At 46.1% G+C, this 19,771-nt stretch carries 16 protein-coding genes and 1 pseudogene; 5 read left to right on the forward strand and 12 right to left on the reverse strand.

What is annotated here, in order from left to right; translation table 11 throughout:
- Positions 1 to 7: 7 nt before the first annotated feature.
- On the reverse strand, positions 8 to 1,525 hold the full coding sequence (gene atpD / locus GD631_RS16615) for a F0F1 ATP synthase subunit beta (protein WP_004315305.1): 1,518 nt from the start codon (positions 1,523 to 1,525) through the stop codon (positions 8 to 10).
- A gap of 602 nt (positions 1,526 to 2,127) precedes the next feature.
- On the opposite strand from atpD, the gene purT reads away from it, so the two are divergent.
- Both purT and GD631_RS16625 read left to right on the forward strand, forming a co-directional pair.
- Complete coding sequence (purT, locus tag GD631_RS16620; protein WP_143258765.1) at positions 2,128 to 3,294, forward strand: formate-dependent phosphoribosylglycinamide formyltransferase; 1,167 nt, start codon at positions 2,128 to 2,130, stop codon at positions 3,292 to 3,294.
- A 21-nt stretch (positions 3,295 to 3,315) separates the two neighbouring features.
- Complete coding sequence (locus GD631_RS16625; protein ID WP_143258657.1) at positions 3,316 to 3,792, forward strand: GNAT family N-acetyltransferase; 477 nt, start codon at positions 3,316 to 3,318, stop codon at positions 3,790 to 3,792.
- A gap of 61 nt (positions 3,793 to 3,853) precedes the next feature.
- On the opposite strand, the pseudogene GD631_RS22460 reads toward GD631_RS16625, so the two are convergent.
- Positions 3,854 to 3,948, reverse strand: a pseudogene (locus GD631_RS22460) (N-acetylmuramoyl-L-alanine amidase); the annotation flags it as partial.
- Between the two features lie 77 nt (positions 3,949 to 4,025).
- Between GD631_RS22460 and GD631_RS16630 the strand changes: the two are divergent.
- The gene (locus tag GD631_RS16630) at positions 4,026 to 4,169 is read left to right on the forward strand and encodes a hypothetical protein (protein ID WP_153260290.1); all 144 of its coding nucleotides are present in this window, start codon (positions 4,026 to 4,028) and stop codon (positions 4,167 to 4,169) included.
- Positions 4,170 to 4,224: 55 nt separating this feature from the next.
- On the opposite strand, the gene GD631_RS16635 is transcribed toward GD631_RS16630, so the two are convergent.
- From GD631_RS16635 to GD631_RS16655, 5 genes are all read right to left on the reverse strand, one after another.
- On the reverse strand, positions 4,225 to 5,379 hold the full coding sequence (locus tag GD631_RS16635) for an acyltransferase family protein (protein ID WP_143258658.1): 1,155 nt from the start codon (positions 5,377 to 5,379) through the stop codon (positions 4,225 to 4,227).
- A gap of 93 nt (positions 5,380 to 5,472) precedes the next feature.
- Complete coding sequence (locus tag GD631_RS16640; RefSeq protein WP_143258659.1) at positions 5,473 to 6,036, reverse strand: Crp/Fnr family transcriptional regulator; 564 nt, start codon at positions 6,034 to 6,036, stop codon at positions 5,473 to 5,475.
- Between the two features lie 42 nt (positions 6,037 to 6,078).
- The gene (locus tag GD631_RS16645; RefSeq protein ID WP_143258660.1) at positions 6,079 to 7,473 is read right to left on the reverse strand and encodes an acyloxyacyl hydrolase; all 1,395 of its coding nucleotides are present in this window, start codon (positions 7,471 to 7,473) and stop codon (positions 6,079 to 6,081) included.
- Between the two features lie 35 nt (positions 7,474 to 7,508).
- Entirely contained in the window at positions 7,509 to 8,132 is a 624-nt protein-coding gene (locus GD631_RS16650) for a chloramphenicol acetyltransferase (protein ID WP_143258661.1), read from the reverse strand.
- Between the two features lie 167 nt (positions 8,133 to 8,299).
- Positions 8,300 to 9,817, reverse strand: coding sequence for a DUF4301 family protein (locus GD631_RS16655; protein ID WP_015531024.1), 1,518 nt, complete (start codon positions 9,815 to 9,817; stop codon positions 8,300 to 8,302).
- 106 nt (positions 9,818 to 9,923) lie between these two features.
- Here GD631_RS16655 and GD631_RS16660 point away from each other — a divergent pair, with 106 nt between their 5' ends.
- On the forward strand, positions 9,924 to 12,140 hold the full coding sequence (locus tag GD631_RS16660; RefSeq protein WP_143258662.1) for a RelA/SpoT family protein: 2,217 nt from the start codon (positions 9,924 to 9,926) through the stop codon (positions 12,138 to 12,140).
- 159 nt (positions 12,141 to 12,299) lie between these two features.
- Here the strand turns inward: GD631_RS16660 and GD631_RS16665 are convergent, their stop codons facing one another.
- The 3 genes from GD631_RS16665 to GD631_RS16675 form a co-directional block, all read right to left on the reverse strand.
- On the reverse strand, positions 12,300 to 13,457 hold the full coding sequence (locus GD631_RS16665; protein ID WP_143258663.1) for an MFS transporter: 1,158 nt from the start codon (positions 13,455 to 13,457) through the stop codon (positions 12,300 to 12,302).
- Positions 13,458 to 13,465: 8 nt separating this feature from the next.
- Complete coding sequence (panB, locus tag GD631_RS16670; RefSeq protein ID WP_004316964.1) at positions 13,466 to 14,287, reverse strand: 3-methyl-2-oxobutanoate hydroxymethyltransferase; 822 nt, start codon at positions 14,285 to 14,287, stop codon at positions 13,466 to 13,468.
- Between the two features lie 166 nt (positions 14,288 to 14,453).
- Entirely contained in the window at positions 14,454 to 15,101 is a 648-nt protein-coding gene (locus tag GD631_RS16675) for an HAD family hydrolase (RefSeq protein WP_143258664.1), read from the reverse strand.
- A gap of 150 nt (positions 15,102 to 15,251) precedes the next feature.
- On the opposite strand from GD631_RS16675, the gene GD631_RS16680 reads away from it, so the two are divergent.
- Positions 15,252 to 16,613: an MATE family efflux transporter gene (locus tag GD631_RS16680; protein ID WP_143258665.1), complete on the forward strand. Its 1,362-nt coding sequence runs from the start codon at positions 15,252 to 15,254 to the stop codon at positions 16,611 to 16,613.
- A 30-nt stretch (positions 16,614 to 16,643) separates the two neighbouring features.
- On the opposite strand, the gene GD631_RS16685 is transcribed toward GD631_RS16680, so the two are convergent.
- Positions 16,644 to 18,962, reverse strand: a complete 2,319-nt coding sequence (locus GD631_RS16685; protein ID WP_143258666.1) for an ABC transporter permease — start codon at positions 18,960 to 18,962, stop codon at positions 16,644 to 16,646.
- A gap of 14 nt (positions 18,963 to 18,976) precedes the next feature.
- Entirely contained in the window at positions 18,977 to 19,651 is a 675-nt protein-coding gene (locus tag GD631_RS16690; RefSeq protein ID WP_004316968.1) for an ABC transporter ATP-binding protein, read from the reverse strand.
- Between the last annotated feature and the right edge of the window lie 120 nt (positions 19,652 to 19,771).

The following is a 19,771-nucleotide window of genomic DNA, read 5'->3' on the forward strand; positions in this document are numbered from 1 at the left end:
TATATTTTTATTTTTTCGCTTGTTCCAGCAATTTCTTACCTTTCTCTATTGCTTCCTCAATCGTGCCGACATTCAGGAAAGCCTGTTCGGGAAGATAATCCACTTCTCCGTCCAGAATCATCTTGAATCCCTTGATGGTATCTTCAATACCCACCATCACGCCCGGAACGCCTGTAAACTGTTCGGCTACGGCAAACGGTTGCGAAAGGAAACGCTGCACACGGCGGGCGCGGTTCACTACCATCTTGTCTTCTTCCGAGAGTTCTTCCATACCGAGGATGGAGATAATATCCTGTAACTCCTTGTTACGCTGCAATATTTGTTTCACTCGCTGCGCAATGTCGTAATGTTCCTGGCCTACAATGTGCGGGTCGAGGATACGTGATGTAGATGCCAACGGATCGACAGCCGGATAGATACCCAACTCGGTGATCTTACGATCGAGCACGGTAGTCGCGTCCAAGTGGCTGAAAGTCGTTGCAGGAGCGGGATCGGTCAAGTCATCGGCAGGCACATACACCGCTTGTACGGAGGTGATAGAACCTTTGCGGGTAGACGTGATACGTTCCTGCATCGCACCCATTTCCGTGGCCAGCGTAGGCTGGTAACCAACGGCGGAGGGCATACGTCCCAAAAGGGCCGACACTTCCGAACCTGCTTGCGTGAAACGGAAGATATTATCGATAAAGAACAGGATATCGCGTTTCTCACCTTCTTTACCGGCGTCGCGGAAAGATTCCGCTACTGTCAGTCCGGACAGTGCCACAGAGGCACGTGCGCCCGGAGGTTCGTTCATCTGACCAAAAATCAGCGACACTTGCGATTTCTCCAGTTCGTTATAATCTACTTTCGAAAGATCCCAGTGACCTTTTTCCATGCTTTCCTTGAATGCTTCGCCATAACGGATAACGCCGGATTCGATCATTTCACGCAGCAAGTCATTACCTTCACGGGTACGTTCACCTACTCCGGCAAATACGGAGAATCCGTTATGTTTCTTGGCGATATTATTGATAAGCTCTTGGATCAATACGGTTTTTCCCACACCGGCACCACCGAACAAACCGATTTTACCACCTTTGGCATACGGCTCGAGCAGGTCGATTACTTTGATACCCGTGAAGAGGACCTCTTGCACAGTTGTCAAATCCTCAAATTTAGGGGGGTCGCGGTGAATAGAATACGCACCATCGCGGTTGAGTCCTTTCATACCGTCGATCGAATCACCGACTACGTTCATCAGTCGTCCTTTAATCTGTTCGCCTATCGGCATAGTGATTGGGCCTCCGGTGGGATACACTTTCATGCCTCTCTGAAGTCCGTCGGTACTATCCATCGCTACAGTACGCACCGTATTTTCGCCGATATGTTGCTGAACTTCTACAACCAGTATTTTGCCGTTTGGCCTCTTTATCTCCAGTGCGTCGTGGATGCTTGGCAGCACCAGTTCCGCATCCGTACCTTCAAAGTACACATCGACCACAGGGCCGATGACCTGCGAGATATGTCCGATAATCTGTGACATAAGCAATCTCTTTTATTTATATTATTCTTTTTCTCTCTTTTTTGACCTTAATAATATGCTAAGGAATGAACATTTTCCGCGTTTTACCTATTCAATATTATAATAAACAGTTGAGTTCTATTTTTGTTCAACTATTTTCTATATCCGATAAACTTCTGCCCTTAGATATAGTTAAAGAAACAACTGCACAAATGTAGAAACAATTCCGTGTCGTTGTTACTCCTTTTTCATAATTTGTCGTTCGCTAACACTTATTAGACCAACAATGACTACAGATTGACCAATTCGGGCAAATTTCTGTTACAAATCAACAGCAAAATAAGTTTTGTGATAATAATCTATCAATAAACTAAATTTTCGCCTCCAGTTTCCTTTCTCATTGTTTAAAATCAATGATTTAGCCACAACATAAAATAGTAGCACAAACAACTAGTTTTGTGCTCGAACACAGCAAACGCCGTTTTTTCACGCTTTCCTTAAGAAAGTTAAAGATACGTCCAACGAAAGAAAACATAAAAAGAGAAATATAATCAACGCCTATACAATTATTATCTCATTTTTTTGCTGTAATTTTGCACTACTAACATAAAACACTCAAAATGATGAAGAAAATACTGTTACTAGGTTCTGGAGAACTAGGAAAAGAATTTGTAATTTCAGCTCAACGTAAAGGTCAGCACATCATTGCCTGCGACTCATACGCGGGAGCACCTGCTATGCAAGTGGCTGATGAATTTGAAGTATTCGATATGCTGAACGGTGAAGAACTGGAGCGAGCCGTAAAAAAACACCAGCCGGACATTATCGTTCCGGAGATTGAAGCAATCCGCACGGAACGTTTGTATGACTTCGAAAAAGAAGGCATCCAGGTAGTTCCCAGCGCCCGCGCCGTGAACTTCACAATGAATCGTAAAGCTATCCGCGACCTTGCCGCTAAAGAGCTCGGACTAAAAACTGCCAAATACTTCTATGCCAAAACATTGGACGAGCTGAAAGAAGCTGCCGCTAAAATCGGCTTCCCTTGTGTCGTTAAACCGCTAATGTCATCCTCCGGCAAAGGACAGTCGCTGGTGAAAAGCGCCGACGAACTCGAACATGCATGGGAATACGGATGCAGCGGAAGCCGTGGTGATATCCGCGAGCTTATCATTGAAGAATTTATCAAATTCGACAGCGAAATCACCCTGCTCACCGTTACTCAGAAGAACGGGCCTACCCTGTTCTGCCCTCCTATCGGACACGTGCAGAAAGGTGGCGATTATCGCGAAAGTTTCCAGCCTGCACACATCGATCCCGCACATTTGAAAGAAGCGGAAGAGATGGCAGAAAAAGTAACCCGTGCGCTGACAGGCGCAGGACTTTGGGGAGTTGAGTTCTTCCTAAGCCACGAAAACGGAGTCTATTTCTCCGAACTTTCTCCACGCCCCCACGATACCGGCATGGTGACTTTGGCAGGAACACAAAATCTGAATGAATTTGAATTGCATCTGCGTGCCGTGCTCGGTCTGCCTATTCCGTGCATCAAGCAAGAACGGATAGGCGCAAGTGCCGTCATTCTCTCTCCGATTGCCAGTCAGGAGCGCCCTCAATATCGTGGACTGGAAGAAGTGACCAAAGAAGAAGATACCTATCTCCGCATTTTCGGCAAACCGTTTACACGTGTCAACCGTCGTATGGGTGTGGTGCTTTGCTACGCTCCGCTCGATGCTGATTTGGATGCGTTGCGCGACAAGGCTAAGAGAATTGCAGAGAAAGTAGAAGTTTATTAATACAAGAAATTCAAAGATAAGATGAATAGAATCCGCCAGGTAAACCTGTCTGATATTCCAGCATTGCAAGAGCTATATCAGCATACAATTCTGACTGTGAACCGAAAAGATTATACAGACGAAGAAGTAGCAGATTGGGCTTCGTGCGGAGACGATACATCACATTGGGGTGAGCTTTTCGAAGAGCAACATTATGTGGTTGCAGAAAACGAAGAAGGCGTGATTATAGGCTTTGGCTCTGTCAACGATGACGGATATATGCACACACTGTTTGTTCATAAGGATTTTCAGCATCAAGGCGTTGCGACATCTTTGTATAAATATCTCGAAGCATACGCACGAGAAAGAGGTGCGAAAAAATTAACATCGGAGGTTAGCATCACGGCAAAACCATTTTTCGAGAAACAAGGTTTTCAAGTCGATAAAGAACAAAAGCGGAAAGCTAATCAAATGCGTCTGACCAATTATAAGATGAGTAAAAAGCTCTCCTTTTATTAATAAGAAAACTCCAACCAATGCGACTTTATCCGTCACTTGGTTGGAGTTTTTTCTTTCAGCCTTACGCCCATTCGGTTTCAGCATCAAAAAAAGACAAGCCTTCACCCACTCTTCCCGTTCTATCCCACCATTCCCGTTCAGGTCGGGACTTAAATCCTATGCCCATGACTATAGCATCTGAATGCTATCATGATTCAAAATGATGTGCCCGACGTAGCTGAACTGGAAGGACGATGGAAGGATGGGCAGAAAGAAAAGCGGAAGGCGAAAAGAACAGTCAAATCGAGATAGCTTGTAAAATGAAAGAAATGAGACTTACTACCGAAATGATTATGCAAGGCACCGGATTATCGGCAGAAGAGATCAACGCCTTATAATATATCCATAAAATAAATCCCTACGAAGAATCGGTATCGGATGATTACAACAAAACTACCGTTTCTTACTCAAGAAACGTTTAGCCAAATATTTACGGACCGGTTCATCATACAGTTTCAGACACAGATAAGCAAGCACGATACTTAAGACAAAGACGCACACGGCTACATGCCAAGTCTCTCCCAACGTATAGAGCTTATTCTCAATCAGCCATGCATAAAACAGGTACATCAACGGATAATGGATCACATAAACCGGATAGGATATATCTCCCAGAAATTTGCATATCTTTGTCGATTGCACGTCCGTAGTAGTGCCCGACGCTCCTATCCACAGAATGATAGGGAAAGCCACAATCACACAAAACGCTTCATAAACACCATTCATGCAAAGCGGCTCCATTCCTTCGAGATAAGGAACAGAGAACAGGGAAATCAATGTAATGGTACATATCCAAAATGCACCTTTCACCTTCATAGGCTTGAAGTTACGCGACATCAACATACCCAACGAGAAAGGGAAAAGCATACGTAGGGAGCCGCCCAGGAAGTTAACCCCGTCCAGCGTCCAGCCCACTCCTATATTTCCATAAGTGGAGACATTGAAGACAGCGAACGACGCCAACGCTGCGCCCAGCAACACCACAAACACCGTCAGCGCCTTATTGGACAAGCGGCGGATGAACAGCGCATACAGGATATTACCGATATACTCGAAAAACAACGACCAGCAAGGACCGTTCAACGGAAACATCTCACCGTTACCACGAACCTCGTATCCTACACCCGGCATGGCAGGAATGAAGAATATCGTGCAAAGAAGAGACAGCATTATCATGGAGATGGCTACGTGTGTTCCGTCCCATTGTACACTGCCCTGAAGGCAAAACGCAACGACACCCAACACGGCACCCATAACGACCATCGGATGAAGACGAATCAAACGGCGTTTAAAGAAATCTTTCATGGTGAGACTCTTGCCCCAACGGTCGTCATAAGCGTAACCGATTACAAAACCCGAAAGGATAAAGAAGAAATCCACGGCAAGATAACCGTGATTGAGAGTCTCAATATTGCCACCACTGGCAAAAGCGTAGCCCTCGAATACATGATACCATATCACCATAAGAGCCGCTACACCGCGAAGTCCGTCAAGAAGATCATAATGTGCTTTGGTGTCTGCAAAGGCTGAAGAAGAAATATTCGACATCTGTTTTTCTATTAGTTATTATTTTCAGATGGCAAAGATACAGTTTGCAAAACGAAGTTCTTTTGCTTAAAAGCAAAAAAGCCCCGCCAAAAACTATTTTTTAGCACGTACCCGGCTAAGCGTGTAGATAGAAATACCCAAAAAGGCAGCCACATACTTCAGCTTCACCCGGTTTATCAGTCCGGGATAACGACGGTTGAACTGCTCGTACCGTTCTTTGGGCGAAAGCTGAAGCCGTTCCACAAACATGTGGCTAAGCTCTTTATTGACATTCTGGTGTAAGATGCGCCCCCAGTTGGCTATGTCGATATAGGTTTCGTAGAGCATATTCAGCTTGTCGATATGGATGACGTAGATTTTGCAATCAGAAAGCGTTTCAATGCTCTCCACCGACGGTTGCTGATAGTAGAGCGAATCCATGCCGAACGTAACGTCGCCTTCTAGCGTGAACCACGTAGTAGTATCCTGCCCATTGTGGTGGAATACGGAACGGGCAATGCCCTCTTCAATGAAATAGACCAGGCGGTCTGTCACCCCCGACTGGACGATATAGGTATCTTTAGGATAATATCGCAGTTCCATATTTGCTTGAAGCGCCTGAAGCGCTTCATCGGATACCGGATAGATTTCTCTGATTTTATGAATGATGTTTTCCATCTTGAGATTCCTTACTTGATTCGACAGATTACCAGACGGACCTCAATGACGCACTTTAGGATACTTATTATTGAAACGGAACCCTAAGCCGAGCATCAAATAATTAGGTGTCTGAAAGTTTTGGAGATTGTAACCGATGTGAAGGAAAGAGTTGCGCGTCACGTCTATCTTCAACGCAAAGACCTGATACAACCCCCGCAAATCGCCACGTCCCAGCACATTCGTTCCCAAACCGACACCGATGGTAAAAAACGGCATTACGTACTCCGCCCGTCCCGAAAGTCCGAGAGCAAGCTGATGCTGAATGCCCGGCACAAAAAACCTGCGTCTGGAAGTCCCGCTGCCTCCATCGTAATCGTACTCCACAATTCGGTCTTCGGTGTACACATTGGCACTACCGTCATAGACACCGTCTAGCGAGAGGCCGAATCGCAGCTTATAATTGAGGTTGTACATCGGAGCAAAGTTGAATCCCGCCACGGGGTAACTGCCCGGCGAGGCTATCTGCTTCCCGCTTTCTACGTACACGCCTTTCCGTCTCCACGAGCCGAACAACACAAGGTCGTAACTAATATGACGGGGAAAACGGGAAATATACGGCTTGACCAAAGACTTGGTCAGGTCGGATTCTTCACGGTTGAAGTTGTACACCAGACCGATTTTCGCTCCGGTAGTGTTCACTCCTGCGTTGGGGAATTTGGTGTTACCGTTGGAGAAATGCGTAAAATCTCCGCCGATGATAAAATCGAAATAACGGGAAAGCGACCAATTGAGGTAGATACCTGCATTGAGAAATGCGTTCACCCGTGAACCTACCGCTCCATTGTAGGAGTTGTAATCGTTATCGTATGGTTTCCATCCGGCGGAAAGACCGAAATTCCACTCGTAATTGAGCGAAAGACGGGGATTGAAACGGGCTATGCGTGCACCTTGAAAGACGTAGAACGTCACCGGGTCACCGAGTTGCTTACGGTCGCCAAAGGTGGTGACGGCCAAGCCGAAGCCTTGGTAGGCTCCACCGTAGATACGGTCGGCACAGGTGTTGGGGCGAAACTTAAAGGAATATTTCAGATGAGCGGCAAAGGAACTTTGAATGGGCTTCCACCGTTCGTTCTCTCCTTGCAGGAAAGGATTGGTGGGGAACACGTATTGCGGCCGGGCTTCTATCCCCAACCGATGAATGAACCGATGGGGAACATAGGGAACTACCGTGTCCATGCCACATTGCGGGAAACTGTTGCGCCGGAATCCATGAAGTTCTTCCTGCAATCTACGCACTTCTTCACGAAGTTCGCGGACGTCTTGCCGGAGCTGCTCCACGTCTTGCCTGACCTCTTTCATCTCCTGCCCCACTTCTTGCGCGCACAACGAAGCAGCAGGGAAAAGCAAGGCGGAACAGAATAGGACGATTTCCCGTCTGGGTATCTTTACTCTCATATAATAGCTTGGTTAGTCTTTTTTCAGAACGAAGTTTATAAATGGAGCTTCTCAATAAACTGCGCTACATGATAGCCATCCATCAATCCATGATGGCAAGTGACGGAAACGGGCATCAGCAACCTTTCTCCTTCGCGGAAGTATTTACCGGTGGAGATTTTGGGAACGCTGTCGCCCGAACGCATATTGGCGGGATGCTTCATATCGGTGAAAGAAAGCCACGGCACAGCCGAATAATGAATGGCATTGGGATGAAACGTACCTCCTTTGTTGAGTCCCGTAGTGGCTTGCAGACGTTCCATCTCGGCTTTTGCTTGACGAATAAAGACGAGTTCGTCCGGATCGTATTCAAAGGCGGCAAAAGAAAAGGTGTGGTCGGCACGGGCCACAGTGGCTTCGGGCAGAAGACTATCATAGCACACCACTCGATCGCCTTCGATACGGTAGCGGAACTCTTCCACGGCAGCTGCGGCAGTCACAATGCGGTGAAGGACGAGCAGGGAAAAGGAAACACCTTTGTCTTTGGCTTCCTGATACGCGCACGTACAATCTACATTGACCGTCACTCCAAAAAACGGATCGTCAAAAGCACTGAAATGTTCGTAATGTTCTCTTCTGTTCCAAGTAGCAATATCAATGATCTTCTCTATCTGATTCATTCTAAACACTCTTTTTTAAGTTTCACCACAGAGGGCACAGGGGACACAGAGATTTTATAGAGTTTTTATAGAACTTTTTCACCGGATTAATGCTATTGATTCCATTGCTTCCGGTCTTACCTTACCGAAAAAACTCTGTGTCCTTTGTGTCCTCTGTGGTGAATAAATTACTGATGTTGCTCACGCAACAAGTCATTCACTGTCTTCACCGGGTTAAAGGTAGAAAGAGGAACTTCTACAAAGACGGTATTCCAGTCGCTCATCGCACCATTCCACAAGCCGGGAAGTTCGAGGGCTTTCAGGTCTTTACCGTTCTTCGATTTGTAGGAGATGAAGCCGGTGGCTTTATCTACATATTTCACCAGGTCGAATTTATGTCCTTTATAATCACGCACAGCGCATACAAGATCTACCGGATTGAAGTGCGTACCCTTCTCGAACATTTCTTTCTTCTCCGGATCGTCCATGTCGATCTGCGAGCTTTCGAGAATTTGCAGGGAGATGGTTCCGTCGCTGTTGTAGGCAAGGAACGGACCACCGCCGGGTTCGCCTACGTTCTTCACCATTCCGCAGACACGCATCGGACGGTTGAACTTGTTTTTGAGGTAGATGGCCAGTACGGAGTCTTCGAGGTCTTTTGTTTCCGGGTTCTTGCAGAAGAGCTTCTTTTGCAGGAATTGAAGCATTTCCATCATCTGGTCGTGCGTATACTTACCGCTGTCGAGCAGCGTGAGGTATTCGAATACTTGTTTTTGCAGGGTCACGAGCACTCCGGCAATCAGTTTCTTATATGTAACGGTGTCGGCTTTCAAACGGTCGGGCACTACGTTGTCGATGTTCTTGATGAAGATGATGTCTGCGTCCAAGTCGTTCAGGTTCTCAATCAGCGCGCCATGACCACCGGGACGGAACAGCAGTTTGCCGTTGTCGCGGAACGGTTGGTTGTCCATATCGGCAGCAATGGTGTCAGTACTTGGCTTCTGCTCGGAGAAGGTGATGTAATAGTCTACGCCGTAACGTTTGGCGAAGTCATCCACTTTTTCCGTCACGAGCTTCTTGAAAAGTTCGCGGTGTTCGGTAGACACGGTGAAGTGCACGTTCACTTTACCGCTCTTGCCGGCTGCATACAGAGCGCCTTCGGCAAGATGTTCCTCCATCGGAGTGCGGGAGCCTTCGGGATATTTATGGAATTTGAGCAGACCTTTCGGCAGTGCGCCATAGTTCAGTCCGGCAGTCTCCAGCAGGGCGGACACCACTGCTTTATAGTTGCCTTCTTCCATCAGTCCGGGAATGTCTTTTCCGGAGATACGCTGGCAGGCCACATTCAGGTCGTCATAGAAAGCAAAATTCTTGATTCCGTCAAAGAAGGCCTGCTCGAACTTGGTAGTCGGCTGGTCATAATCGGCGGACAGAAACTCGAATAGGTTCTTAAACATACGACTTGCAGCACCGGAGGCAGGCACAAACTTCACAACAGTCTTATCTGTGTTTGTATATGCGTCCCAGGCGGCCAGATAAGCCTTCTGTTCTTCTGCGTCGGGAGCTAATATGCCCTTTTCGATGGAAGCTGCCGCATCCAGTTTTAAAAAGGGAAATCCCGTCTGGAAGCATGCTAATTGTTCCGCAATTTGCTCTTCCGTGATGCCTTTCTTGGCAAGCAACTCTTTGTCCTGTGTCGTTATCATAATATCTAATTTTATTAATTGATGCCCAAAAATACAAAATGTTATTTACTTCTTGCCGAATAACCGGAAAAAAAACTACTTTTACATCGAATTAACAAGATTGAATATGGACGACTTTTTTACATTGGAGGAAAAAAAGGAGCTTTTTTCACTCTATCGACATTTATTGCAGTCTGCCGGAGACAGTATTTCCTGGAGAGATTGCCAAAAGTTAAAGAAACATCTTATCAAGGCGGCCCAATGTAACGGTCTGCAACGCAATAACTTCGGGATGAATCCCGTCATCAGAGATTTACAAACAGCAGTGATCGTTGCCGAGGAAATCGGTATGAAAGGTTCATGCCTGATCGGGATCATGTTGCACGAAATCGTGAAAGGTCATGTATTGTCTATCGACGAGGTGAACGCTGAATATGGTGAAGACGTGGCAAGCATCATCAAGGGATTGGTGAAAACGAACGAGCTGTATGCCAAAAGTCCTGCCATCGAGTCGGAGAATTTCCGTAATCTGCTACTGTCGTTCGCGGAGGATATGCGCGTAATCCTGATTATGATTGCCGACCGCGTGAACGTGATGCGCAAAATTAAGGATACGGGCAATGAGGAGGACCGGCTCAAGGTGGCAAACGAAGCGGCGTATCTGTATGCTCCGCTGGCACACAAGCTGGGATTGTATAAGCTGAAATCGGAACTGGAGGATTTGTCTCTCAAATATACGCAGAAAGAGACGTATTATTTCATCAAGGATAAGCTGAACGAAACGAAGGCTTCCCGCGACAAGTATATCGCCGCTTTTATCGAACCGATCCAAAGGAAGGTAGCGGAAGCTGGACTGAAGTTCGACATCAAGGGACGCACGAAGTCAATTCACTCGATATGGAACAAGATTCAAAAGCAAAAGACTCCTTTTGAGGGGATTTATGACTTGTTCGCCATCCGTATCATACTGGATTCGGAACCGGATCCGGCGAAAGAGAAGCAGGAGTGCTGGCAGGTGTATTCGATTGTGACGGATATGTACCAGCCGAACCCGAAGCGTCTGCGCGACTGGCTTTCGATACCGAAAAGTAACGGTTATGAATCGTTGCACATCACCGTGATGGGTCCGGAAGGGAAATGGGTGGAAGTACAGATACGTACCCGACGGATGGACGAGATCGCGGAACGCGGACTGGCTGCGCACTGGAGATATAAAGGTATCAAAGGCGAAACAGGCTTGGACGAATGGCTGACTTCCGTACGGGAGGCATTGGAGAACGCGGAAAATGACTCGATGAAGGTGATGGATCAGTTTAAGATGGATCTCTACGAGGATGAAGTGTTTGTCTTTACGCCCAAGGGGGATTTGTTCAAGTTGGCCAAAGGAGCTACGGTGCTCGATTTTGCTTTCCATATACATAGTAAGTTGGGATGCAAGTGTATCGGCGCGAAAGTGAATGGTAAGAACGTGCAGTTGAAGCAGAAGTTGAACAGCGGCGACCAGGTGGAAATCATGACTTCAAACACCCAGACTCCGAAACAGGACTGGCTGAGCATCGTGACGACTTCCAAAGCGCGCACCAAGATACGGCAGGCGCTCAAAGAGATGGTGGCACGCCAGCATGCGTTCGCCAAGGAGACGCTGGAACGGAAATTCAAGAACCGCAAACTGGAGTATGATGAAGCGACCATGATGCGCCTCATCAAGCGTTTGGGATTCAAGAACGTGACAGAGTTTTATCAACGGATTGCTGATGGCGGACTGGATGTGAACGAGATTCTGGATAAATATATCGAACAGCAGAAACGGGACAATGATACGCATGATGAAATTGTTTATCGCAGTGCCGAAGGGTATAATTTGCAGACCGCACAGGAGGAAACGACGGCTAAAGAGGATGTACTGGTGATTGACCAGAATCTGAAAGGACTGGAGTTTAAACTGGCTAAATGTTGTAACCCCATTTATGGCGATGATGTGTTCGGGTTCGTAACGGTGAGCGGTGGAATCAAGATACACCGGTCGGATTGTCCGAACGCGAATCAGATGCGCGAACGTTTCGGCTACCGGATTGTGAAGGCCCGTTGGGCGGGCAAGTCGGAAGGTACGCAATATCCAATCACGCTGCGCGTTGTAGGACATGATGATATTGGTATTGTGACAAATATTACTTCTATTATTTCGAAAGAGAATGGTATCACACTGCGTTCCATCGGCATTGATTCGCACGATGGTTTGTTCTCGGGTACACTGACGGTAATGGTGGGTGATACAGGGCGTTTGGAAGCTCTTATCAAGAAGTTACGGACAGTGAAGGGAGTCAAACAGGTGAGCAGGAATTAATAAGAGTTACGGCAAACACGCAAAAACAGTGAACGGTGAACATTTGCAGCAAGATGCGCAATTTGTTCACCGTTCGTCGTTTTATGGTTTGCAGAAGGTGATCTGCTATTTGTCTCTCTTCTTTCTGATAGGGTATTTATCTTGTATCTCCGTTGATGATTATCTTACTTTCTTCTTTTTATAATAAGGATAAGTGGCCAATACAAAGAACAACAAAGCGATGGAAGCTACCATCTGTCCGATATGGAGCATCTTGTCTGTATTCAATTCTAAGTAGCACGCAGTAGCAATACCCAAGGAGATGCCGACTTCGCTTGCCAGCAAATGGGTAGTGTTGGCTGTCCCGCGTTGGCAATGATGGGATAGTTTCACGAACATCACCAGAAATTCCGGCATGGTTAAACCTAAACCCAATCCCAAGAGTACGGAAGAGATGCCTATCGAAAGGTCTGTATTCAATAAGGACATGGCTACCATTTCCACCCCGATTCCTATAATGACCAGGCGCAGCGTTTTCTCTTTGAAGAAAAACAGGCGCGCGAAAAACAGGGAGACAATGTATCCGAGGGTTGTGCCTACAAAGAACGGTACGGGGATTCCCACGTTTCCGAGTACGAAATCGTTTAGAAAAGGGTGTACCAATGGAATCAGTAAGCCCGGAACGAATGTTATCAGAATCAGGTTGATGGCGGGAACCCATCCACGAAGCAGCAAGAAGCGGTCGAAGGAATAGAGTTTAGTGACAATCGGCGCACGGAAAGGTACATATACCCCTGATAATACGAGGATTCCCACAAGTCCGGTTATGACAGATACGGTAAGCAGGTTTTGGAATGTGTAGCTTTGGTAGAGCCATACTCCGAGGATGACACCCAAGAGCATTCCCAGGCGTGCCGTCCACGAGAAGCTGACATTTCCCGCGCTCCGCAATGTGGAGTTGGTGATGTCGATAGCCAAGGTGATACCGGCAGTAGTGCCTATGCCAAAGGCTAGTCCTTGCACGGTGCTCAACAGGATTAGTTCTGTGAGGTTCGTCACAAAGGCGTATCCAATCGTCGCCAGTACCATCAAGGCAGCGGCAAACATACATACGTATTTACGTTTGTAGGCATCTACCAGGTAGGCATGGAAAGGACCGATGAGGAACATCCCCAAGGTGAAAAAAAGAAAGATTGCTCCTGTCTGTGCGACCGACACTCCGAGACGGTCGGCCATCTCTACGGAAAGCACCGGAAATAACACATACAAGGATATAAACAACAGCAAATTAGCTACACATATCCGCATAAAATGAACTGTCCACAATTTAACTGCCATATACTATCTTAATATTGTTCCTTCTCGTTGGGGAAGTAGCAATTCTTCACATCGGAAACGTAACGGCTGATGGCGTCGGTCATCACCGTGTACAAGTCAGCATAACGACGCAAAAAACGCGGACGGAATCCGTTGTTCATCCCAAGCATATCCTGAATAACCAATACCTGACCGTCTACATGGCCACCGGCACCGATTCCGATGATAGGAATAGTAAGCTCGGAAGCTACACGCTCTGCAAGGGTAGCAGGGATTTTTTCGAGTACAATGGCAAAACAGCCTGCTTCTTCCAATAAATGAGCGTCGCGAATCAGTTTGTCGGCTTCGGCTTCATCTTTGGCGCGTACGGTATAGGTTCCGTATTTGTTAATGGATTGAGGCATGAGTCCCAAATGTCCCATCACAGGAATACCGGCGCATACGATACGTTTCACCGTGTCGATGATTTCTTCACCGCCTTCGAGCTTCAATGCGTCAGCGTGGCTTTCTTTCATGATGCGGATAGCGGAAGCAAGCCCCTCCATCTCATTGCCTTGGTAAGATCCGAAAGGCATATCAACTACCACCATCGCACGCTTTACACCACGTACTACGGATTTGGCATGATAAATCATTTGGTCGAGTGTGATAGGTAATGTAGTCACGTTACCTGCCATTACGTTAGAAGCGGAGTCGCCTACGAGGATTACGTCCATTCCCGCACCGTCTACAATCTGTGCCATTGTGTAATCATACGCAGTCAGCATAGATATTTTTTCGCCTCTCTGTTTCATTTCGACCAAGCGATGAGTAGTCACCTTTCTTGTGTCATCTGATATATAACCAGCCATGTCTTTTTTAATTAAAAATTAATGATTAAAAATTAATATGGCGCTGAACGCCTTTCAAAAATCGCGGCAAAGTTATAACATTTAATTCATAACAGAGAAGGAAAAGCAAAAAATCCTTTCAAACGCCTCGCTTAGATAGCTGGGAGGCTATCTAAAAATAAAATCGTTATTTATGAAGAGAAATCATTTTTTCGTAAGTCATGCCGGTAAAGTCATCTATAATAGAATGGGCTTTTCCGGTGATAGCTTCGCGTGAGTTGGTGGTGGCAAGTCCGATCACGGTTGCCCCGGAAGTCATGCCGGCTTGCAGGCCGTGGAAAGAATCTTCAAAGACGTAGGAGTTTTCGGGAGTGGCTTCAAAGATTTCCATTCCCAGCAGGAAGCAGTCGGGAGCGGGCTTTGAACGGGCAAACATTTCTCCTGTCAGAATACGGTCTACCATTCCTTTAAATTCGGGATGAGCATTGTAGACGTTTGCCATCTTCTCTTCGTTGGAGCTGGTGACTACGGCAATCTTTGCACCGTTCCGGCGAAGATCAGCTATGAAGGCTTCTACTCCGGGGATGTATTCGTAAGACATCTTTTTCTCGTAAATATTGAGTTCAGCGGTTATTTCGAGCTGCGCTTCGGGTTTGTCCGCAAAATGCTTTTCATAGATTTGCGATAGTGTCTGTCCCTTGATACAGCGTCCGAAATCTTCTTCATTCAGATATTTCCGTCCTTGCTCGTTCCAAAAAACAGTGTACTGCGTTTCTGTATCCATGATAACACCGTCAAAGTCGAAGAGTGCTGCAATTGTTTTCGTTGTATTCATATTAAACTGTCTTTTTACCTAAAACGTTAAACCTTGTGTATCTATCACCGCAAAGTTCCGAATAATCATCGAATCAGGCAAATAATTCGTACCTTTGCAAAACTAAAAAAAACGTAACATACGTTTTTATCCAACAAAATCGACTGGCGCATGAGCAAGAACGACCCACATATTTTAGGCAAAGAACGTATTGGCAAGTTGCTGTTACAATATTCCATTCCTGCGATTATAGGAATGACGATTACTTCTATCTACAACATCATTGATAGTATCTTTATCGGACATGGCGTAGGACCGATGGCCATTGCCGGACTGGCTATCAGCTTCCCACTGATGAATCTTGTTGTCGCTTTCTGTACATTGGTTTCGGCAGGAGGTTCCACCCTCGCTTCTATTCGACTGGGACAGAAGGACATGAAAGGGGCTACGGAAATTTTGTCACATACGTTGATGCTTTGTATCACAAATTCTCTTTTCTTCGGTATTCTGTCTTTTATCTTCCTGGATGATATACTGACTTTCTTCGGAGCCAGCCAGGAAACGCTTCCGTATGCACGTAGCTTTATGCAGGTGATTTTACTGGGAACTCCCATCACTTACACTATGATCGGGCTGAACAACGTGATGCGCGCTACCGGATATCCGAAAAAGGCTATGCTTACTTCGATGGTGACAGTGGTGGCTAACATCATCCTCGCTCCTATTTTTATCTTCCACTTCGAATGGGGAATGAGGGGGGCGGCTACGGCGACAGTTATCTCGCAGTTGATCGGTATGGTGTGGGTGGTGAGCCACTTCACCAAGAAAGACAGTACGGTGCATTTTGAGGGGAATATCTGGAAGATGAAACGAAGAATTATAAAAAGTATCTTCGCCATCGGTATGTCTCCATTCCTGATGAATGTGTGTGCGTGTGCCATCGTTATTATCATCAATAACAGTCTGCAAAACTACGGGGGCGATATGGCTATCGGCGCGTATGGTATCATCAACCGGTTGCTGACACTTTATGTAATGATTGTGTTGGGGCTGACTATGGGTATGCAACCAATCGTGGGCTACAACTTCGGAGCACAAAAAATAGACCGGGTGAAACAAACATTGCGACTGGGAATTATCTCCGGAGTAGTGATTACGAGCAGCGGGTTCGTGATTTGTGAGTTCTTCCCTCATGCAGTATCGGCACTCTTCACCGATAGCGATGAATTGATTGATTTGGCGGTAGGCGGTATCCGGCTGACTGTGTTGATGTTCCCGTTTGTAGGGGCACAGATTGTAATCGGTAACTTCTTCCAGAGTATCGGCAAAGCTAAAATCAGTATTTTCCTTTCGCTGACGCGTCAGCTGCTTTATCTTTTGCCTTGCTTATTACTTTTCCCTAACTGGTGGGGATTGAAAGGTATCTGGATCAGTATGCCGGTATCGGATGCGCTGGCATTTATTACGGCTGTTGTCAGCCTGATGATTTACATCAAGAAGGTTTCCAAACAGCATCCGGCAATAGCAGAATAAGGCGACGTCTGCCCTATTCTGCCATTTAGTTTATTCTGCCTTAATGCTATTGACCGGATTCTCGTTCGCAATGTGCCATGCTTTCAGAACGACACAGATAACAACCAGTAATTGGACGAACAAGGCAGCAGCTGCAAAAAGCAATGGATTCAAATCAATCTGCTCGGCAAACTGGTCGAGCCATGCCTGCCCTGCAAAATAAGAAACAGTAGTGCCTACTAGGATAGAAATCACTGAAACGTATAAAATGTCACGTGTCAGTAATCCGAGGATATGAGATGCTTCGGCTCCATTCACTTTCCGGATAGCTATCTCTTTGCTCCGGCGCTGGGTTTCATCGTTCACATAGCCAATCAATCCCATGATAACGATCAGCAGGATAAAGGCGGAAGTGATCCAGACGGAATTGCGGAAGCGGTATACGTCTTTATAGATATTTTTCACCATTTGATCTACTAGGATAAAACGCAAGGATATATTCGGATAGGTGTTTTCTACAAACTCGTTCAGACGTTTCAGATTCTCGTTATATGGTTCTTTCAAACGGACATCAAAGGCGTGGTTGGCATTTTCATCTCCAATTAGGACAATAGGAGATTGCGACCCATAAAAGCTGTTATTGCGAATGTCACGAAATACACCTACAATCGTTCCTTGAATGTCATTCACTGTTTTACCTACTGCTCCGTCGGTCCATTTCATCAGACGCACCAGTTCTTCGTTTACCAATAAGTCGTTCTGCTTTTTCAGCGTAGTGCCTTCTATAATCTTAATACCCATTACTTCAGGATAGTTGTAATGGCAGGAGTTGAAATTAAGGGTGGCAATCCGCTTACCGTCATTTCCCATCAGTCCGCGTGTCCAGTACTCTCCCAACACCCCATTTACGGCAACGGTCACTCCTTCTACCATCGGCTGGCGGTTCAAATCGTCTTTGATATGCTCTACCGATTCTTTAGGCAACCATGTCTGCGCTTGAGCTAATCCGGGCACGACGATACCCATATCACGGCTCATCAGATGACTGTACTGCAACAGAGTGACCAGCAACAATCCCAAGACGAAAGAAACTCCCGTAAACTGCACAAACAACAACGAACGTTTCCATCCTTTCTTCCCATCTGTATACCGGCGGAATACTTGCGTGACAGGGATACGGGAGAATAATCGTCCCGGTATGCCACCTGCCAGTATGAAGAGAACAAGGATAGTGAGCAACGGTACCCACAACGTTTCCCAAGTGAAAAGTGAGGAAAGACGGACGGAAAGTAAATCTTCAATCAGACCACGCGCATTGATTATCAGTAAGAAACTAAGCAATACGGAAAGAATGACAAGGATTCCCGTCTCTGCCATAAACATTCTGAAAATATGGGTGGAACTGGCTCCATTGCACTTATGCACTCCCACTCCTTTTGCACGACGGCTTAAAGTAGCAATGGATATCAGCATATAGTTCATGATAGCCACAAAGAAGATAGCAAAGCCCAAAAATCCGTAAATGACCAAACGCTTTTGTACATCGGGAGAAGCCAGATGACGTTTCACCAATGGAATGGCGCTAAATTCAATTTTCCAGCCATCAAACTCTAATGCGGTATATTTACCGATCACCCGCTGAATGTCAGCATTCACTTTGTCAATGTCCGAAGCATGGCGCAAACGAAGGAAAGCATAAAAGACATCATTTCCTCCCCAACCGGCTCCTGCATGATACCCTCCATTTTGATGAACAGATATCACGAAATCATGAGTGAGCATCGTATTTTCCGGTACATCTTTGTAGATTCCACGTATGGTCAGTGTGTTTTGTTTTTCAACAGAAAGCACTTTCCCGACAGGATTTTCATCCCCGAACGTCTCACGGGCAAAATGCTCCGAAACAAAAACGCTTCCGGGCATAATCATATCTTTGGGATTACCTTGCAACACCGGTATGCCGAAGGTTTGAAAAAAACAAGTATCTGCAAAGATGTAATCTGCATCGGGCAACAGTTTATCTTCATAATAGATATTAGCGCCACCCATCGAAAGGACACAACTGGCTACTTCTATTTCCTTCGGCATCTCTTCTGCCAAAGTAGGTGCCACCACATCGAAAACAGTATAGTCATAACCGATCTCTCCATCATCACCTGCGGTTTTGCCTGTGCTAAGATTAGTCATCTGACAACGTACGAGTGCCAGGCGTTCCGCCTCCGGATAGCATTGCTCATAGTTTAGTTCAAAGGCTATCTGCGAGAAAAGCAGAATACCGATAGTAAGCCCTAAGGAAAGGGAAATGATTCGTATGATATTCGATCCGCGTTCACGCAATAAGGTACGTATAGTATAATAGATTTGTCTCATGGTTGGTTCTCTGTTTATGCCTTTACACTTGCTACAATACTTCCATCGAATAAATGTACGGTACGATGTGCGAAACTGGCATCGTGCTGTGAGTGGGTCACCATGATAATGGTTGTCCCCTCTCTATTCAGTTCCGTCAACAGGTTCATCACTTCCGCTCCGTTCTTTGAGTCAAGGTTACCCGTAGGCTCATCGGCAAGGATTAGCTGAGGATTGGTAACAACCGCGCGGGCTATCGCCACCCGTTGTTGCTGTCCGCCGGAAAGCTGTTGAGGAAAATGTTTTGCACGGTGGTTGATATTCATTCTTTTTAGAATGTCTTCTACCATTCGACGGCGTTCGGAAGATTTAAGGCCTAAGTAAGTGAGCGGAAGTTCCACGTTCTCATAAACGTTCAATTCATCTATCAGATTAAAACTCTGGAATACAAAGCCCAGTTTACCTTTACGGACACGGGTACGTTCCTTTTCTTTCAGGCCGGCTACTTCTTCCCCCATCAGCAGGTAAGAGCCTTCAGTGGGGTTATCTAACAGGCCGAGGATGTTTAATAAGGTGGATTTTCCACAGCCAGACGGTCCCATGATAGCAACAAATTCTCCTTCTTTTACTTCAAGGTTCACATGATTTAACGCAACCGTCTCCACTTCGGTAGTGCGGAATACTTTACTAATATTTTCAATCTGTATCATCTTCTTTATTTATGATGTTGTTCTACATAGATTTATTTCCGGTTTTACTATTGACGTTTTTAGTCATGCAGAAAGTATGCCAAACAAGAATAGCTATTCATTTTCAACCATTTACCTTTT

The sequence above is a fragment of the Bacteroides luhongzhouii genome, from assembly GCF_009193295.2.
In the GTDB taxonomy this organism is placed as follows: Bacteria; Bacteroidota; Bacteroidia; order Bacteroidales; family Bacteroidaceae; genus Bacteroides; species Bacteroides luhongzhouii.

What these genes read in the sequence shown, in the direction of transcription:
- atpD (WP_004315305.1), bottom strand. Translation starts at nt 1,525, where the DNA reads ATGTCACAGATTATCGGACATATCTCGCAGGTCATCGGCCCTGTGGTC.
- purT (WP_143258765.1), top strand. Translation starts at nt 2,128, where the DNA reads ATGAAGAAAATACTGTTACTAGGTTCTGGAGAACTAGGAAAAGAATTT.
- GD631_RS16625 (WP_143258657.1), top strand. Translation starts at nt 3,316, where the DNA reads ATGAATAGAATCCGCCAGGTAAACCTGTCTGATATTCCAGCATTGCAA.
- GD631_RS16630 (WP_153260290.1), top strand. Translation starts at nt 4,026, where the DNA reads ATGGAAGGATGGGCAGAAAGAAAAGCGGAAGGCGAAAAGAACAGTCAA.
- GD631_RS16635 (WP_143258658.1), bottom strand. Translation starts at nt 5,379, where the DNA reads ATGTCGAATATTTCTTCTTCAGCCTTTGCAGACACCAAAGCACATTAT.
- GD631_RS16640 (WP_143258659.1), bottom strand. Translation starts at nt 6,036, where the DNA reads ATGGAAAACATCATTCATAAAATCAGAGAAATCTATCCGGTATCCGAT.
- GD631_RS16645 (WP_143258660.1), bottom strand. Translation starts at nt 7,473, where the DNA reads ATGAGAGTAAAGATACCCAGACGGGAAATCGTCCTATTCTGTTCCGCC.
- GD631_RS16650 (WP_143258661.1), bottom strand. Translation starts at nt 8,132, where the DNA reads ATGAATCAGATAGAGAAGATCATTGATATTGCTACTTGGAACAGAAGA.
- GD631_RS16655 (WP_015531024.1), bottom strand. Translation starts at nt 9,817, where the DNA reads ATGATAACGACACAGGACAAAGAGTTGCTTGCCAAGAAAGGCATCACG.
- GD631_RS16660 (WP_143258662.1), top strand. Translation starts at nt 9,924, where the DNA reads ATGGACGACTTTTTTACATTGGAGGAAAAAAAGGAGCTTTTTTCACTC.
- GD631_RS16665 (WP_143258663.1), bottom strand. Translation starts at nt 13,457, where the DNA reads ATGGCAGTTAAATTGTGGACAGTTCATTTTATGCGGATATGTGTAGCT.
- panB (WP_004316964.1), bottom strand. Translation starts at nt 14,287, where the DNA reads ATGGCTGGTTATATATCAGATGACACAAGAAAGGTGACTACTCATCGC.
- GD631_RS16675 (WP_143258664.1), bottom strand. Translation starts at nt 15,101, where the DNA reads ATGAATACAACGAAAACAATTGCAGCACTCTTCGACTTTGACGGTGTT.
- GD631_RS16680 (WP_143258665.1), top strand. Translation starts at nt 15,252, where the DNA reads ATGAGCAAGAACGACCCACATATTTTAGGCAAAGAACGTATTGGCAAG.
- GD631_RS16685 (WP_143258666.1), bottom strand. Translation starts at nt 18,962, where the DNA reads ATGAGACAAATCTATTATACTATACGTACCTTATTGCGTGAACGCGGA.
- GD631_RS16690 (WP_004316968.1), bottom strand. Translation starts at nt 19,651, where the DNA reads ATGATACAGATTGAAAATATTAGTAAAGTATTCCGCACTACCGAAGTG.